The 17,411-nt window shown below is 46.9% G+C and carries 15 protein-coding genes and 2 tRNA genes; 3 read left to right on the forward strand and 14 right to left on the reverse strand.

What is annotated here, in order from left to right; all coding sequences use genetic code 11:
* Positions 1-60 precede the first annotated feature (60 nt).
* Genes C7E00_RS02780 through C7E00_RS02790 form a run of 3 tightly spaced genes read left to right on the forward strand, consistent with a single transcriptional unit; the run spans position 61 to position 2,208 of the window.
* A complete protein-coding gene (locus tag C7E00_RS02780) occupies positions 61-966 on the forward strand; it encodes a prolipoprotein diacylglyceryl transferase (RefSeq protein WP_105302824.1) in 906 nt (301 codons plus the stop codon).
* Positions 944-1,396 carry a ribose 5-phosphate isomerase B gene (rpiB, locus tag C7E00_RS02785; protein WP_105302825.1) on the forward strand — a complete coding sequence of 151 codons (453 nt, stop codon included), beginning with the start codon at positions 944-946 and terminating at the stop codon, positions 1,394-1,396. The genes C7E00_RS02780 and rpiB overlap by 23 nt, the downstream gene beginning before the upstream one ends.
* Entirely contained in the window at positions 1,393-2,208 is an 816-nt protein-coding gene (locus C7E00_RS02790) for a hypothetical protein (RefSeq protein ID WP_105302826.1), read from the forward strand. The genes rpiB and C7E00_RS02790 overlap by 4 nt, the downstream gene beginning before the upstream one ends.
* Positions 2,209-2,491: 283 nt before the next feature.
* Here the strand turns inward: C7E00_RS02790 and ftsH are convergent, their stop codons facing one another.
* From ftsH to C7E00_RS02860, 14 genes are all read right to left on the reverse strand, one after another.
* The gene (gene ftsH / locus C7E00_RS02795) at positions 2,492-4,483 is read right to left on the reverse strand and encodes an ATP-dependent zinc metalloprotease FtsH (RefSeq protein ID WP_167836435.1); all 1,992 of its coding nucleotides are present in this window, start codon (positions 4,481-4,483) and stop codon (positions 2,492-2,494) included.
* 92 nt (positions 4,484-4,575) lie between these two features.
* Positions 4,576-5,235, reverse strand: coding sequence for a potassium channel family protein (locus C7E00_RS02800; protein WP_105302827.1), 660 nt, complete (start codon positions 5,233-5,235; stop codon positions 4,576-4,578).
* Positions 5,236-5,242: 7 nt separating this feature from the next.
* On the reverse strand, positions 5,243-6,676 hold the full coding sequence (locus C7E00_RS02805; RefSeq protein ID WP_105302828.1) for a TrkH family potassium uptake protein: 1,434 nt from the start codon (positions 6,674-6,676) through the stop codon (positions 5,243-5,245).
* Positions 6,677-6,918: 242 nt separating this feature from the next.
* Positions 6,919-6,995: transfer RNA gene (locus C7E00_RS02815), tRNA-Pro, on the reverse strand.
* Between the two features lie 3 nt (positions 6,996-6,998).
* A tRNA-Arg gene (locus C7E00_RS02820) sits at positions 6,999-7,073 on the reverse strand.
* Positions 7,074-7,346: 273 nt separating this feature from the next.
* Entirely contained in the window at positions 7,347-7,517 is a 171-nt protein-coding gene (locus C7E00_RS16100; protein ID WP_167836436.1) for a hypothetical protein, read from the reverse strand.
* Complete coding sequence (locus C7E00_RS02825) at positions 7,504-8,604, reverse strand: hypothetical protein (RefSeq protein ID WP_105302830.1); 1,101 nt, start codon at positions 8,602-8,604, stop codon at positions 7,504-7,506. The genes C7E00_RS16100 and C7E00_RS02825 overlap by 14 nt, the downstream gene beginning before the upstream one ends.
* A gap of 177 nt (positions 8,605-8,781) precedes the next feature.
* Positions 8,782-9,021: a hypothetical protein gene (locus C7E00_RS02830; protein ID WP_105302831.1), complete on the reverse strand. Its 240-nt coding sequence runs from the start codon at positions 9,019-9,021 to the stop codon at positions 8,782-8,784.
* A gap of 30 nt (positions 9,022-9,051) precedes the next feature.
* Complete coding sequence (locus C7E00_RS02835) at positions 9,052-9,534, reverse strand: hypothetical protein (protein ID WP_105302832.1); 483 nt, start codon at positions 9,532-9,534, stop codon at positions 9,052-9,054.
* Between the two features lie 11 nt (positions 9,535-9,545).
* Positions 9,546-9,779: a DUF7601 domain-containing protein gene (locus tag C7E00_RS02840; RefSeq protein ID WP_105302833.1), complete on the reverse strand. Its 234-nt coding sequence runs from the start codon at positions 9,777-9,779 to the stop codon at positions 9,546-9,548.
* Between the two features lie 187 nt (positions 9,780-9,966).
* Positions 9,967-13,020: a type I restriction endonuclease subunit R gene (locus tag C7E00_RS02845; protein ID WP_105302834.1), complete on the reverse strand. Its 3,054-nt coding sequence runs from the start codon at positions 13,018-13,020 to the stop codon at positions 9,967-9,969.
* Complete coding sequence (locus C7E00_RS02850) at positions 13,013-14,236, reverse strand: restriction endonuclease subunit S (RefSeq protein WP_105302835.1); 1,224 nt, start codon at positions 14,234-14,236, stop codon at positions 13,013-13,015. The genes C7E00_RS02845 and C7E00_RS02850 overlap by 8 nt, the downstream gene beginning before the upstream one ends.
* The gene (locus tag C7E00_RS02855; RefSeq protein WP_105302836.1) at positions 14,236-16,020 is read right to left on the reverse strand and encodes a type I restriction-modification system subunit M; all 1,785 of its coding nucleotides are present in this window, start codon (positions 16,018-16,020) and stop codon (positions 14,236-14,238) included. The genes C7E00_RS02850 and C7E00_RS02855 overlap by 1 nt, the downstream gene beginning before the upstream one ends.
* On the reverse strand, positions 16,017-17,171 hold the full coding sequence (locus tag C7E00_RS02860; protein WP_105302837.1) for a hypothetical protein: 1,155 nt from the start codon (positions 17,169-17,171) through the stop codon (positions 16,017-16,019). Before C7E00_RS02860 ends, C7E00_RS02855 begins: the two co-directional genes overlap by 4 nt.
* Between the last annotated feature and the right edge of the window lie 240 nt (positions 17,172-17,411).

The following is a 17,411-nucleotide window of genomic DNA, read 5'->3' on the forward strand; positions in this document are numbered from 1 at the left end:
GCCGGCGTTTTTCTTTGCTTTAGCAGGCAAATATCATAAAATGAAGAACGGAGGTTATGAATGTACAATAACTGGTTAACGATTGGAAATTTCACTATTCACGGATACGGAGTCATGATCGCAATCGGAATCCTGCTGGCATTCTGGCTTGGCGAAAAACAGGCGAAGAAGTACGGTTTGAATCCGAATGAAGTGGATAATCTGGTATTTGTCTGTCTGATTTCCGGTTACTTCTTCTCCAAGCTTCTGTTCTGTCTGACTAACTGGAACGATTTCATCCAGGATCCTCTGACCTATCTGGGTTCCAGCGGCTGGGTTGTATACGGCGGCATTCTCGGCGGTATTTTCGGCGCATGGCTTTGGTGCAGATATAAGAAGCTGGATTTCATGGGCTATGTGAATCTTCTGTTTCCGGAGGTTGCACTTGCACAGGCATTCGGCCGTATCGGCTGCTTCTTTGCGGGGTGCTGCTATGGAAAAGTGACGGATTCGAAATTCAGCCTGGTGTTTCCGGCTGGTTCGGAAGCCCCGGCAGGGGTCAGGCTGATTCCGACGCAGCTGATTTCTTCTTTCGGAGACTTTGTGCTGTTCTATATTCTGTATACGATTTACAAGGACAGCAGCCGCAGGAATGAAACTGCAGCGTGGTATCTGATTCTGTATAGTGCCGGAAGGTTTGTGGTTGAATTCTTCCGCGGCGATACGATCCGCGGGTTCATCGGAGTGCTTTCTACGTCTCAGTTCATCAGCATCTTTACTGCTGCTGCGGGGGTCATTCTCCTGCTTATGAGCCGCACTCGGACAAAGAATCAGAAGAAGACGGTTCTGATGGAAGGAACTCTGGATAAGTCTGTTACGGAAGAAAAAAAACAGGAAGTTCATGATGCAATCAATGCGCAGGTAGAAGAAATCTCTGCCGGCCGGAAGGAAGGAGAATCATCTAATGAAAATCGGAATTGCGAATGACCACTCTGGTGTTGAGATGAAGAATGAAGTCGTGGAGTATCTGAAGTCGAAAGGCTATGAAGTGGTGAACTACGGAACTGACAGCACAGAATCTACAGACTATCCGATCTGGGGGGAAAAGCTTGCAAATGCAGTAGCAGCAGGTGAAGTTGACCGCGGGATCGGTATCTGCGGGACTGGTGTCGGCATCGGCCTTGCCTGCAATAAAGTTGCAGGAATCCGTGCATGCATCTGCAGCGAGCCATATTCCGCAAAGTATTCCCGCCTGCATAATAACTGTCAGATTCTCTGCTTCGGCGATCGAGTCATCGGGATCGAATTGGCAAAGATGATCATTGATGAATTCATGACGACTGAGTTCGAGGGCGGACGCCATGAACGCAGAGTCAATGAAATCATGGATATCGAGCGCAGAAATCGTGAGAAATGAATAAACCTGTCAGATGGATCTGCATCATCCTGGCAGCTATGACGGCACTGTATTTCATGCCCTTTATCACTGTGGAGAGCAGGGATGGAGAAGGCCGGAAGTGGCGGATTCCGTTTGCCTCATGGTTTGTCTCAGATGATGGTTCTTCGCTTACGTTCGCAAGCATCCGCAGTGCATATGCAGCAGGAAAAGATTCTGCGAATGCCATGCATTCCTATGAAGAAGTAACCTGCCGCGGCAATACTTACTACTACGATGCAGATAACGATGTGTCTTTCAGCGGATATGATGCTTCATCCGGTATTCCTTCTTCCGTGCAGTACCACTATGTTTCCGGAAATGCCTGCAGAGGATGGACAGATGATGACGAAGTAGCGTGGGCGATCGGAGATATTTCAGAAGCAGATCTCTCCATTTCTGCAGAAGATGCAGAAGAGAAAGGCTGGTTTGTGATTCAGAATGGAATTGCTCTGAACGAACCGGCATACAATGACTTCTCACGTATGGCAAAGCAAGGTGTTTACAGCATATTGCGGACATTGGTGATCGATGGCCCTGACCGGAAGCTCATCGATGTGCAGCTGCTGGAAAATCCTGCAACGGTAGAACAGAAGAATTCTGAAGGCGTATCGGTTAAGGCGGAGGCTTTCTTCAAGGTAGTCACCAGGTCTGTAGAAGGCTCAGAAACGAATTATTATACGAATTTCAGCGATACAAAGTCAGATGGCACGTATCCGGTTCAGGTGAAAGCATCTGTCGGTTCGTTTGACAACCTGGAAGAAACCATCCTGTTTGAGTATTCTCTTCATTGAATAGGTTTCCGACAACTCGAGTTTCTGAAGCTCACATGCATTCATACAGAAAGAAGACATCTGAATCCTTACTGTCTTCTTTCTGTATTCGGCAGTGTTCGGATGAGGTGTTTCCGTTCTGCAAGACATGAGAATGCCTGGATCGTTTATCTGAGCATTGGAACGCCTGCATGCATACAGAAGAAATAATCCGGGCTATTCTGAAACAGAGAATGGATAAGACAAATGAAAAGGCTGCTGGAGCTTGCTTGATCAGCTCTGGCAGCCTTTCAGAAGATAAAGATTATGCCTGAGCAGATGGAGTATCTGCAGGCTTTTCCGCGGGGACAGGAAGCGGAATTGCTTTGTCTGGCTCCGGACGCTGGGCTCCGCAATTTGAGCAGAACTTTCCGGTATTTTCGTGTCCGCACTTCGGACAGGTCCATTCAATAGGCTCTTCCGGAGTTTCCGCATCCTTGTGCTCGAGGATGTTCATGAATTCTTCGCCGGTAATAGTCTCTTTTCTATACAGATACATTGCCAGACGATCCAGGTCATCACGATGCTCCATGAGCAGTTTCTTTGCTTTCTCATGTTCTGCTTTGACCAGAGCAACGACACGAGCATCGATATCAGCAGCAGTACTTTCGCTGCAGGACAGTGACGTATCTCCGCCGAGATACTGGTTCTGCACGGTTTCCATAGCAACCATATCGAAGTCATCATCCATGCCATAGCGTGTAATCATCGCTCTGGCAAGCTTTGTTGCCTGTTCGATATCGTTGCTGGCACCGGTTGTGACAGTTCCGAACTTCACTTCTTCTGCGGCTCTTCCGGCAGTGAAGGTAGCGATCTTGTTGCGCAGCTCTTCTTTGCTGTAGAGATAGTGATTGCCTTCCTCAACCTGCATCGTATAGCCGAGGGCACCGCTGGTACGAGGAATGATGGTGATCTTCTGAACTGGTGCACTGTGCGTCTGCAAAGCTGCGACTAATGCATGTCCGGTTTCATGATATGCAACTGTAAGCTTTTCTTCATCCGTGAGAATTGCATTCTTTTTCTGATAGCCGGCGAATACGACTTCAATGCTTTCCTCAAGATCTCTCTGTGTGACGACCTTGCGCTTTTCACGCACGGCTCTGAGGGCACCTTCATTGATGATGTTTGCAAGCTCAGCACCGGATGCACCGGAAGCCATTCTTGCGATCGCGTTATAATCCACATTCGGATCCATCCTGACCTTAGCAGCATGAACCTTGAGGATTTCCTCACGTCCTTTGAGATCCGGCAGCTCTACCGGTACACGGCGGTCAAACCGGCCAGGACGAAGCAGCGCAGGGTCCAGAGATTCCGGACGGTTGGTAGCCGCAAGAATCACGACACCATTATTGGACTCGAAGCCATCCATTTCGGTCAGCAGCTGATTCAGTGTCTGCTCCCGTTCATCATTGCCGCCGATATTTCCTGATACACGCTTTCCGCCGATTGCATCGATTTCATCGATAAAGACAATACACGGTGCTTTTTCCTTGGCCTGCTTGAAGAGATCGCGGACCTTGGAGGCACCCATGCCGACAAACATCTCAACGAATTCAGAACCGCTCATTGAGAAGAATGGAACATTTGCCTCGCCGGCAACTGCTTTTGCAAGCATGGTTTTTCCGGTTCCCGGAGGGCCGACCAGAAGAATTCCCTTCGGCATGCTGGCACCGATTTCACTATATGCTTTCGGATCGTGCAGATAATTGACAATTTCCTGAAGAGACTCCTTGGCTTCATCTTCACCCGCAACATCCTTGAAACGGATGCCGTTCTGAGACTTGATGTAGACACGAGCATTGGACTTTCCCATGTTGAACATCATGGAGTTTCCGCCGCCTTCGCTCTTGATGATCCTGCGCATGAGCATCTGCCCGAGGAAATAGAAGAACGCAATCGGAATTACCCAGCTCAGCAGAAAATCAACCCAGGGAGACTGTTTTTCCTGAATCTCCTTTGTGAATTCCACTCCGTTTTCATACAGACGTTCGGTCAGCCCCGGATCGTCCATGAGACCGGTCTTGTAGATTTTGCTATCTCCACCTGTCTTAGTCGTGAAGAGAATTTCTTCAGAAGTGATCTGAACTTCCTTGATTTCCTTATCTTCCGTCTCCTGAATAAATGTACTATAGCTGACTTCTTCGATCTTTGCCTGGTTGTAGGCAGGAACGAACAGCAGATTGAGCAATGCAAGTACGAGCATCACAACTGCATAATAGTAAATCAGCGGTTTTTTCGGCTTATTAACCTGGTCCACTTGAGATCACCTCGTTTTCTTCAGTATGTACAGTTTAGCACACAAGGATATAGAGTGCTAAACAATTTTGTGTGAAATGATGGGAGAAACGGTTAATTCAGGTCCAGCTGCTGCAGGCGTTTGCTGTCGGCGACAATGATCAGGGAATCATCAGGTCTGATCACATAGTCCGGTGTGAAGCTCATGGTGAGTTTTTTCGAATCCCCGCTGCGGATGCCAATGATATTGACTGCATAATTCTTCCGGAGTTCCAGTTCAATCAGCGAATGATTCTGCCAGAGGGAAGGAGCTTTGATCTCGAGGATGGAATATTCGTTATCCACATTGAACATATCAACGATATTCGGATTGAGCAGCCGTTCGGCAAGACGCTGGCCTGCTTCTTTCTCCGGCTGGATCACGCGGTCGGCACCGACGCGTTCGAGGACATACATGTAATTGTGGTTGTTTGCTTTCGCAATGATTTCCTTCACATGAAGTTCTCTCAGGTGGATGATTGCCATGATGCTTTCTTCCAGATGAGAGCCCATGGCGACAATCGCGATATCCGCATCCTGCACCCCGGCTTCTTTCAGCTGATCAAGGTCACAGCAGTCTGCCTGAACGGCATTGCTGACGACGTCTGCAACGTTCTCGACGCAGCTCATGCTGCTGTCGATGGCAATCACATCAGCCCCGGATCTGGCGATCGTCTTAGCTACGGCGCTGCCGAAGATACCGAGTCCGATTACTACATAAGTTTTGCTATTCATATGCCTCCTATCCGATCATCAGATCTGCATCCGGGTATTCCACATGCTTGCGGACCAGCCCGCTGCGGCGATTCTGGAATACTTCGATAATTGCGAGCGGTCCGACCCTGCCAATGAACATCAGCAGAATGATCACGATTTTTCCGCCCGGAGAAAGCAGCGGTGTGAGTCCTGCTGAAAGACCGACGGTTGCAATTGCTGAGACCTCTTCATAGATGAGGTCGAGGGTATCCATGGTCCTGCCATCGGTGCAGAGCATGATTGCAGTGGCTGCAAACAGAAATCCGATATATACCGAGAAAATGATGAATGCATGGATGAAATCAGAATCCTGGATTCTGCGTTTCCAGATATGGATCGTGTTTCCTTCATCATGAAGCAGGTTCTTCACCGCCACAGCAAGAATTGCAGCAGTTGTGGTTTTCATGCCTCCGGCAGTGCCGCCTGGCGAACCGCCGATCAGCATGAATACGCACATGATAAGCAGTGTCACCTGGCGGCAGGCGCCGATGTTAACCGTATAGAAACCAGCAGTACGGAGCGTGACGGACTGAAACATCGAGATCAGAATTCTGGAAGAAACCGGAAGGCTTGCCAGGGTGCTTGGATTGCCCATCTCAGCCAGGCAGAAGAAAACGGTTCCGGAAACAAACAGAATCAGAGAGATTGAAAGCACTACTTTTGTGTGCGTGCTGAGACTGATCCAGAAGCTGTGAAGGCTTTGCTTTCGTTTTCCTTCATGTAGTTTCCGGCTGAGGTCAAACCAGACCATGAAGCCAAGGCCGCCCATGGTGATCAGTCCCATGACGGTCAGAGACACCAGAGGATCAGAAGCGTAATTCATGAGACTGTTGCTTGCAAAGCAGTCAAAACCTGCATTCGTGAAGGCACTGACGCAGAGGAACAGACTGTTGAAGATTCCTTCTCCGATTCCGAAGTCGCGGATCAGATGAGGCAGAAGAAGAAGAAATCCGATACTCTGGAAGAAAAAGGTATACTTGATGATCTTCTTCAGATAATCGGCAATGTTTGAAACATCTCCTTTGCCTGCTGCTGAAGCAAACATGACTCGTTCGGTCAGAGACATGCTTTTCTTCTGGAGAATGATTGCAGCAGCGACGAACGTCATCAGTCCCAGACCGCCGATTTCCATCAGAAGGATCATGACGGTTTTTCCGAAAAAGGTATAAGTATCTGCTACGGTAAGCGGGCTTAATCCCGTTACGCATACAGCTGAAGTGGAGATGAACAGGCTGTCCAGATAAGATGGGGCTTTACCCTGGACGCTGACCGGCAGCGAAAGCAGCAGTGATCCGATCAGAATAACACTGGCGAAGCTCATTGCCAGAACCCGGGCAATGCCGAATCGGGTAATAAAGCTCACAAACCATTTCGGCCGTTTCTTTCTGAGATCCAGAATTTTCTGTTTTGTTTCCTGCATATGTCCTATTATAAAGTCCGCTGTAATTCCTGCAAATGTCCTTCGAACTGCTCACTCAGAATCAGCAGACGTGCCTGAAGAGATGATCACTTCTTCACCTTCGTATAGTTTCTTTCATCCAGGTTTTCCGCAGGAACTGCAGACGGAAGAAATGGATCGGATCCTGCGAGAAGGATCTGAAGTCAGTCCCGATTCTGTGCTGAATAAAGGAAAGCCGCATTGCTATGCGGCTTTCACACATATGGTCGGGATGACCTGATTTGAACAGGCGACCACTTCGTCCCTAACGAAGTGCGCTACCAAACTGCGCTACATCCCGAAGTGGCACCCCCAGTAGGAATCGAACCTACAACTAACCCTTAGGAGGGGTTTGTAATATCCGTTTTACTATAGGGGCGTGCCTAGTTATTATACACAATTATTCTGTGTTCGGAATTGAATTTCGCGCTTGGGCAAGTGACAATCTGAAATTGTATCTGAAACAGGAAATACTCTAAATAACGAAAAACTGCCTAAAATCTGTAATTCAATCTGAAACAGACTCAATTTTCAGGGCAGTTTTCCTGTTCAAAATCTGTAACTCAATCTGAAACAGGTTACCGTAATCTGGCAAAAGAGTTTCCATAACCAGCATAATAAAACCCATCCATGCGATGGGCTTTACTTTGCTTCAGGCGTTCGATCCTCCATCGCCGGAATCATTGTTCTGAGAGCTTGCAATGCCAAGTACTGTCAGACCAAGCAGTACTCCAGGGCCGACTTTCTTAACACCTTTCATGCTTTTATCGAGAGCCACAAACTGCTTCTTTATGGAAATCTTCTCTTCGTTATTCTTCGCCATGATCTTCCTCCTGATCACTTCTCTTTACCAATGTTACCGGCTCTTTTTCCTTTACCAGATGAATTGCATTGATGAGCTGCTGACCGGTGTATTCAATTTCCACAGCATCCTTAGAAGCGATCATATCAACTTTGGCCCTAATGCCATCCAGAAAGTTCTCTGGATTCTTATACCACATCTGGTCAAAGTTCCCATTGAGCGCGATCTCGAAGTTTGCCAGATTCTTTAGGGCCGGGTGATGCACAAGCTGCTCATTCGGTATGAATACCTTTTTATAGGATGCTTTCTCTTCAATCATGGCATATGCATAGCCGAGAAGCTGCGTTGCCAGGAGATAACATTTGAATAGTTCCTGGATCCTGTTGTAATTTTCAAAAGTTTCTGTCAGAAAATTCTTGTCTTTGACGATCTGGCCTGAAATGCCGAATGCCGAATCCTTTACTTCCGGGAAGTTGTTCAACAGCCGAGTCAGTGCTTCGATGATCCTTCCGCGGGTTCCGTTCAGACTCGGAATCAGATTATTGATGATCCCATGACGAGTGGCGTCACTTGAAACTTCAACCTGTGCCAATGTGTCCCTTGCACCTATCAGATCACCATACATGCTGTCATAATACATACCTTGCAGAGCTATAACGCGGTCACGTACATCATTGACCACTTCAGCCATCTGTTTGATTTCCTGATGCTGTGCATAGGAAGCAAGATGCGTCGGAAGCATACTTCTTGCAGCCTTTGCCTTGTCGACTTCTTCTATTATTGCATGCGCCCTAACGCCAGGTTCCTGCCCCATGATTTCCGCTACGGATTCGCCCGTGTCTTTCTTGGTCATCCAGTGCAGAGCACCTTCCTGCCAGTCCTTCTGTAGGTTCTTTGGTATCTTTGCAATATAGACGGTCTCAGGGTTGATCATGTCAGCAGCATCCTTTGCGATATCTGCCTGGCTGAAGATATCCCGGAGAATCTGATCAGCTTCTTCTCTGCCAACCGTATTAATGTTGTCCTGGATCTCCTTCTTTATATTGTCCGGCATAGAATTAACGCTGATGTCTATGTTTACTTCATATTTCTTATCTTTGCCGCTCATATTCTTTTCCCTCATTCAGAATGATTGACAAACCGCTGCCTGTTACCTTGAGTATAAACCAAAAGGAATATCTGCTGTTCAGTAAATACCAGTGCATATCTGCCAGGACAATAATAAAGCGCACAGCCGGAACCAAATCCGAGCTATGCGCATGCTTTGAATATGAAGCCTGTAATCCTATTTTCTACGGCTGAGCAGCACAACTGCCATGCCTACTGTAATGAATGCTATTACCAGCGCACCGGTATGACCCATGTTGACTCCGGTTGGCACTGAGCCTTCAAGCGTATTCGTGAACGCAGCCGTGGTGTTTCCACCCAGCGTCTGTGTACCTGTTGTTTCACCTTCTGCAAGCACAGGCATGATGTACATGCTGAATGCTGTCATGAATCCGATAACAAGATTTCTGATTCTCATTCATTTCTGTCTCCTTTTCTGTTTGAAGCTTTAATGCTGTTTCAGTACTGCATCTGATGCCAGGCTGTAGCCGGTTATACTTCCGGTAAATGTGACTGCGGCAGATGCATTGCCTGTGCTGTCCTTGCTCAGGGTGAATGTCTTGCTGTAGGAATCCGCCTTGTATCTGGATACTGGCAGGAGTTCCGCAGTGCAGTTTCCGACAGGAACATCCGTGAATACGAAGCTGACTGTGCCATTTACATTAAGCGTGTCTGCTGCATGCAGGCTTCTGCCATCCGGCGTCTTAAGCGTCACAATGGCGGCATAATCGCCAAGCTGTGATATATCAGCCAGTTCACTGGTACAGGTCACATTGATCGTTACTGTGCCTGTATCCAGCTCATTGGTGAATGCTGCGGTAGTATTACCGCCGAGTGTCTGTGTGCCGGTTGTGCGGCCTTCTGCAAGCACGGGAAGTACTGCCAGGCAGACAGCGGCAAGAATGCCGATAATCGCGTTTCTGAATTTCATAATGTGCCTCTTCAGTTTGTTGTTATTTTGCTGCTTGCCGTGTAATTCTCCGGGTCTTCCGTGATGTTATAGGTACAGCTTTCATAGAGATCCTTGAATACAATGGATTCTCCATGTTTCAGCCAGACAGTGACTGTAGCATTGCCGCTACCTCTGTCGGTGCAGCCGTTTCTTCGGCTAATGCCAATGCATTGGAACTGCCATTCATGCTGACGGCAAGCATCAGCGATATCAATATTCTCCATACTTTCTTCATACTGGTGTACCTCATTTATTACCTGCGGCTGTACCGTCTGTAACCAGATGTCACTTAGTGAATGCCGCTTCCTTTATGAAGAATAGCTATTTTATTGGGCTTTATGATTGTGCGGAGCTCAAAATGAAAGACCGCACATTCCATGCGGCCTTCCTGCTGTTTTACAACTCTGTTTCTTATGTTCTTGGCGCATTTGCCAGCTCTCTGAAAAGTTCCCCTGCCAGTGCCGCCATGATTGCATTGTACTTATCCTTATCCTGGAACAAACTGGAATAGGAATCCATGGACTCGACGTAAGCTGCCTGAGCAGTATCCTCGAATGCCTTCGGGAAGATGCTGTTGGTAAACATCTTCTCTCCATCCTGACGAGCAGAAGCCTGAACCTTGGGATCCTTTACCAGCTTGTCATGCAGAGATTTGACGATGACCTTATCAGCGTCCGTGAAGTTTCCTTTATATTCCTTGTTGATCTCATCAATGACATCATCCAGTGGAGACTTCTTTTCGGCTTCTCCACCAGTCGGATTCAGTGTAGGCGGTGCAATCATCGGTGCTGTTCCGTCCAGCATAATGGCACCTTCGAACGTTTTTTCCAGATGATAGTATTCCAGTTTTACCTTTTCACCGAGATCAAACGGTGTTGCTGGCTCCGGCGGAAGCAATCTGTACAAGTAGCTGCAGAAGATGTATTCCTTATGCAGATCCTTATCAAACATGCGGCTCAGCTGTGTGATGAAGTTATAGTACCGGACAAACGCCTTAACTGTCTTCCGGAAGGTAATCCGCTTAGTAACATCATCAATGGCGTTATATCTCTGTGCAACTGGCAGTAATGCATTGGTGATCTTGCCCTGAATGCTGCTGACGCGTTTCTCACCAAGATAGATATCCGTGACTTTCTTTACATCAATATCATCGTACAGATTGAAAGCTCTCAGCTCTTTCTGAACCTGATAGATCTTATTAACGTCTGTTTCCTTCTCAAGTTCTGTGGTCTTGTAGAACGGTTCGAAGGCTTCCTTGATGTCTTCCACGGTGTTCTTGAAGTCCAGAATAAAGGTATCCGTTTTTCCAGGATAGATGCGGTTCAGACGGGATAACGTCTGCACAGCTTTCACATCTCTCAGCTTCTTGTCAACAATCATGGTGTGCAGCAGTGGTTCGTCAAACCCGGTTTGGTACTTTTCAGCCACGATCAGAATATTTCCTTCATCATGGAATACACTGCGTGTCTGAGATTCTGTTACATGATGCCCCTGAGAATCAATATTCATGCCAGATTCCGTGTATTCCGGCCCGTTGACTTCATCCGGATCTTTCAGAGAACCGGAGAAAGCAACGAAAATCTTGTCATCATATCCCTTGGCATCAATGTATGCCTTGATTTCATGGTAGTAGCGGACTGCTGCCAGGCGGGATTCTGTAACCACCATCATCTTGCCCTTGCCACCAATGGAAGGTTTTGTCACAGTACGATATGTTTCAACGATGATCTGCGCTTTCTGCTGCAGGTTATGTGGATGCAGCTCCTCAAAGCGGCGGATCACTTTCAGTGCTTTGCTGGTAGGGACATTCGGATTATCCGGAATGTTCTTTGCAATCTCATAGCACATCTTATAGGTCATGTAGTTCTGCAGAACATCCATAATGAAATGTTCTTCAATTGCCTGACGCATGGAATACACATGGAACGGAACATATCTGCCATCCAGTGTCGGTGTGCCGAACAGCTCCAGAGTTGAAGCCTTCGGTGTTGCAGTGAAAGCAAAGTAAGAAATATTCTTATGCTTACCCTGAGAGATCAGCTCCTGTACCATGCGGTCATCACGATCTTCCTCGGATGCTTCTGCTTCTCCTTCGATCTCTGCATATTCCTTCAGGGCATCTTCCTTGTCTGCCAAGGCATACTTCAGCTTGGCAGCGGCCTTGCCGGTCTGAGAAGAATGGGCTTCATCAATGATGACGGCAAATGTCTTGCCAGATGTTTCCTTGACTTCCTTGTAGATGACAGGGAACTTCTGGAGAGTAGTTACGATGATTCTTCTCCCGTCATTGACAGCCTGCAGCAGATCCTGTGAGTTTTTCTTCTCATCAATGGTCACAACAGAGCCGAGTGTATGGTCAAAACCGCGGATCGTATCCTGCAGCTGAGCATCAAGAAGCCGTCTGTCGGTGACGATAATGACAGAAGTGAATACCGGCTCATTCTGATTGTTATGGAGAGATGCCAGGCGGTATGCAGTCCATGCGATGGAGTTGGACTTGCCGGAACCTGCACTGTGCTGAATCAGATAGCTCTTGCCAGTGCCGTTTTCCTTGACATCGGCAATGAGTTTCCTGACTACGTCAAGCTGGTGATATCTCGGGAAAATTACACGTTTCGATACCTTTTCCTTAACCTCGCCAGTATCATGATCCATGACTTCTTCCCGTTTCACATCATAGGAAATGAACTTCTGCAGGATATCCAGCATGGAATCCTTCTGCAGTACATTCTTCCAGAAGTATGAAGTAGCATAGTCGCCATCCTTGCTCGGAGGATTGCCAGCGCCACCGTCAACACCTGGGCCATTCGAACCCTGATTGAACGGCATGAAGAAAGTTGCTTCCTTCTTCAACTCTGTAGTCATCCATACCTGATAGAGGTCAGCACAGAAGAAGGCCAGGATACGGTGATTCAGCTTGAAGCACTTTTCTCTTGGATCACGGTCAGTCATCCATTGCTGCTTGGCATTATCCACGGACTGCCCGGTAAGCTGATTCTTGAGTTCAATGGCAACCACAGGGATACCGTTGACTGCCAGCATCATATCCACACTGTTGCTGTTTTCGGCAGAGTAGTGCCACTGCCGGATGCACTGACAGATGTTCTGACTGTAATGCTTCGCAGCAAGCTCATTCAGCGTTGATTCAGGCTTGAAATAGCAGACCCGGAAGAGAATACCACGATACTTGAAACCATGCCGTAAAACGGCAATCAAACCATCTGTACGGACTGCATCTTCAAAGATTTCATAGAACTTCTGCTTCGGATCACGGCCTGCACTCTTGACGAAACGAGCCCATTCCACAGGCTGAGAGCTGGATACAAAATCAATGAGTGTATCCAGATCAAGAGCCATATCAATGGACTTCTTGTAGCCGGAATCATCTGCTTTCTGCCATCCGCCCTGTGGAGAGATGAGAAAGGATTCAATATCAGATTCAAATTGTTTTTCTGTATCAGGCATTTGGCACCTCCCGTTTTCCTGTAACGCATTCATAGATGAGAGATTTCTTATAAGCTTCAAGATCAGCAATCTGCGCTTCTTGATCAGCTATCAACTGATTGATAGACTCGCATTTGTCATCCAAATAATTACAGATCATGACTTGATCGTTGTATTGAGGAAAAGCACATTTATATTGCGAGAGGACTTCCATGTTTATTCCAACATATATGGAGCCGGCCAGGTAGTAATCTCTATAGTTGATAAAAGCATTGCTCAATAATGAGTACATAATAAATCGGCTATCAAAGCCATTGTCGGGGCAAATGCGTGCTACCTCTCGTGCAATATTATATCCAGTCATACTTTGAGGAATAACAGCACAACCGCCTAAGGTACCTCTTACATTTACAACTACATCATCTTTTTCAAGAACAGTACGGCTGTATTCCTCTGACAATTCTTGTGTAATTGTACGAATACCTGACGTATCAATCCAACCATCCTTTACGTCACTGCACCGTAACACCATAACTCCTAACGGATCAGGGTCATAAAGTTTAATTACGCCATAGGATATTGCTTTTTTGGAAATCTCCTTCAATTTTTTAATATGCCAATCAGCAGGAATTCTTCCATACCAAAATAATCCGCTATCCTTCATTTCAGCCTTTGGATTCAGCCCTTTTGTCACAGCCTGTGTGATGATTGACTGCTTCAGAACCTTATAGTCTTCAATGCTGGCTTTTGCTTCGGAAATGGCAGAATCAATGTCAATGCATTTAGAATCAAGATACTTCGCAATTTCAGCCTGCGTTGTTTCATTCGGGAGTGCAATCATAAAATCCTTCAACATTGGCAATCTTACAGATGGAACAGTTGACTGTGCACTACCTTTGTCCATCTCGCTTGGGAATCTATTACTAAGCGAGTAATATAAGAATTTCTGATCAACATTCTTAAAGTGCATGAGACAGTAAACTCGTTGATGAACTGCATATTTACCTGATGCCATGTGAAATACTCGACCGGCGCCAGCACCATCTCCAGCCATTAATATTCCATCACCGTCGAAGGTGAAGTTGTTTGAGCGTTCTATTATTGGAGACCTTACATAAAATGGATATTTACCATTAGGATCAGAATTTTGCGTATCTTGATTCCCTGTATAAATGTCACATAAAAACCTAAGGCGAATATTATTCCAGTTTGAAGGAAGATAAATTTCACTTGTCATTATCGTTGGCCTTCTCCAAACAGCTTCTGCAGCTTTTCCATCTGCACTTTCTCACGCTGTTTAATCCGCTCTGCAATCTGATCCGCAGGCTCCAGCTGCTTGTATTCATAGAAGACACGGGTAAAAGGAATCTCATACCCGATCTTTGTCTTGCTCTCGTCCACCCAGCAGTCAGGATTGTACGGCTTCACTTCTCTGACAATGTAGGCGTCAATGTCTTCATCCAGTGGGATCGTCTCTGTATCACGTTTGTCAGCATCAGCAACCATCTTTCCCTTCTTCAGGATCGGCTTGCCGTCTCCATTCAGCATCGGGCTCTCCACCGTGACCTTGTAATAGCCAAGATCAACGGAATCCATGATCTTCGACTTGCATACAATCTCGTTCCCTGACTCGGTCACTGCCTTGTAATCCTTGTTCTCAAATGCACCGTAGGCTTCCACAATCATGTCACGGCATGCATCCGTGATGTCAACACGCTTGGAACCGATGCTCTTGCGGCGCGGTTCATAGCACTTGCTGGCGTCAATCAGCTGAACCTTTCCACGCCTGTTCACCGGCTTTTCTTTTGAAATCAGCCAGATATAGGTTGCAATACCCGTGTTCATGAAGGCATCGTTCGGCAGCTGGACGATTGCATCCAGCCAGTCATTCTCAATGATTCTGCGTCTGATCTCAGACGGGCCGCTTCCGGCATCGCCCGTAAACAGGGAAGAGCCGTTCTGAATGATGGCCATGCGCCCATCTTCCTTCAGCTTTGCAATGCCATTCTGCAGGAACAACATCTGACCGTCGCTTTTGGAAGGAAGACCGGCTCCAAACCTTCCTGCATCTCCCATCTTTGCTTCGGCTTCAACGGACTTTGCTTCACGCTTCCAGTCGATACCGAAGGGCGGGTTGGAGATGCAGTAGTCGAACTGGTAGCCCTTGAACTTGTCATCACTCAGCGTATCACCGAACTGCATGTTATCCGGATCACCGCCTCTGATCAGCATGTCTGCTTTAGCTACGCCAAAGGTGAATGGATTCAGCTCCTGGCCGAATACTGTTACATCCGCATTGCTGTCGAGCTGCTTCAGCCGCTCCTCCATGCATGTCAGCATCTGGGAAGTGCCCATTGTCTGGTCATAGATCGTCTTTTTGATGCCGTCTTTGAAGTCTTCGCCATCGACCAGCAGGTCGCACATCAGATACACGATGTCACGGGAAGTGAAGTGGGCTCCTGCTTCCTCATCGTAGGACTCAGAGAACCTGCGTACGAGATCCTCAAAAATATAACCGAAGTCAACAGCACTGATTTTCCGGGGATCCATGTCTGCCTTTTCGGAAGAGAAATCAGAAATGACCTGGAAGAGAAGTCCTGCCTCTACCATACGATCAATCTGCTGATAGAAGTTCATGCGGGAGAGAATATCGGCGACATTATCAGAGAAACCATTCAGATAGTCCTTGAAGTTAGTCTCGATATTCTCCGGGTCAGCAATCAATGTCTGAAAGGTGAACCTGCTGGTGTTGTAGAACTGGTATCCAGCCGCCTTCTTCAGAAAGCCATCCTTCACAACAATGCCATGCGTATCCAGTTTTTTATTCAGTTCTACTACAGCGTCATGCGTTGGCAGCAGGCAATCATGGAAACGCTTGATTACGGCCATTGGGAGAATCACAAGGCCGTATTCATGCGGCTTGAAAGCACCGTAAAGACTGTTTGCGGCATTCCAGATTACCGTTGATTTTTCCTGTATGTTCTTGCCAACTTCCTGAATTTTTTCATCTGATGTCGTCATACTTTACCCTCGTTTTCCTTATCGTAATTTTCAAGATATTCCACAGCAGCCTTCAACGGCGTTGCTGATTCCGTTACATCCTTGTTGTGTGACAGCGGTTCTGTCAGTCTTCCATACAGCAGCCGCGCCCGGATTGCCGGATACTGACACTTGTATGTATGTTCTCCCTGGGCTGTAAATCTTGCCAGTAAGCTGACATAGCCTTCTCCAAGAAAACGTCTGTTTCCTATATACGTCCTGATATAGGATGCATCTGCTTTAACCATTTTTTCGGAATCAGAATCGCCTTTGAGGCCGGATACCCAGCGGTCGAAGGAGTCAATATCCGAACAGCGGTTCATCAGCTCATCCGCTGTGCTGCTTCTCTGCAGCTTGTATATATCAGTATCTTTATCCTGTATGTGGGCAATGTCCTTCAGCTTATCGGGAATATCCGGCAGATACAGCATCTTAACCGCATCCGGAAACATTGATTCTGCTACGATCCGGAAGGAGTTATGGTAATCCGTCATAACCCTCTTTACCAGCCGGCTGTCCTTATCCGCAAAATATTCACGAAGCGTTTCATCATAGGTGTCCGGCAGAATGGTAAGTACGGTGTTGTGTGCAGCATCTGTAATCAGCGTTCTTGCCATACCTTTGATGCCGATGACATGAATACCGAGAAATTCAGGAAGCACTCTGGATCTGGCTTCATCATTTGCTGCAATCCAGCGTTTGAGCAGCTTGTTGATTCCCTCACGGGTGATTGTTCCCTTGACAGCTTCCGAAGCATTCAGCATCGGCATGTGCATGGCACAGTCCAGGGCATATGCAGCGAGCCTTTTGGAAACCAGTGTGTTGTACCAGACAAAGTTCATCGGAGCTGTAAATGTTGTCTTGCAGGCGCTGTTCCTGCACATATACCTCGAAAAGTATACATAGACGGTAACAAACTGCTTCTGACCATCCGAAAGTTGCAAAACGTCCAGAACTTTTCTTGTATCTGTGGCGTGAAGGATTACCCGCTCAGAGCCGCAGACAGGGCAGTTTCTCCTTACATCATTGCGCAGTTTTGTATAGTAAACAGAATCATCGCCTTTATCCGCCAGAACGTCTAAATCGGGCTGTCCAAGCAGATCAGTGCGTGCTTGATCGACTTTGAACGGCACGAGTTGACCTCCGGAATATATCCAGATCAATCGTACAGTTTCCATGTGTATATCATACCCCATAAGTTTATGAACATAAACACTTTAGTTGCAATTTGCATGTTTTATTAAAAATATCATGTGGATATGTTTGACAATCACGATTTATACTTTATTATGTAAGCACACATAAGTAGCACATAATGTGCTAATTATCAGAAACTGGATGGCGGAATGCAATAAGTGCTTATGAAGGAGGAA

It is taken from the genome of Anaerolactibacter massiliensis (genome assembly GCF_900290205.1).
Lineage (GTDB): Bacteria > Bacillota_I > Bacilli_A > Erysipelotrichales > Erysipelotrichaceae > Bulleidia > Bulleidia intestinalis.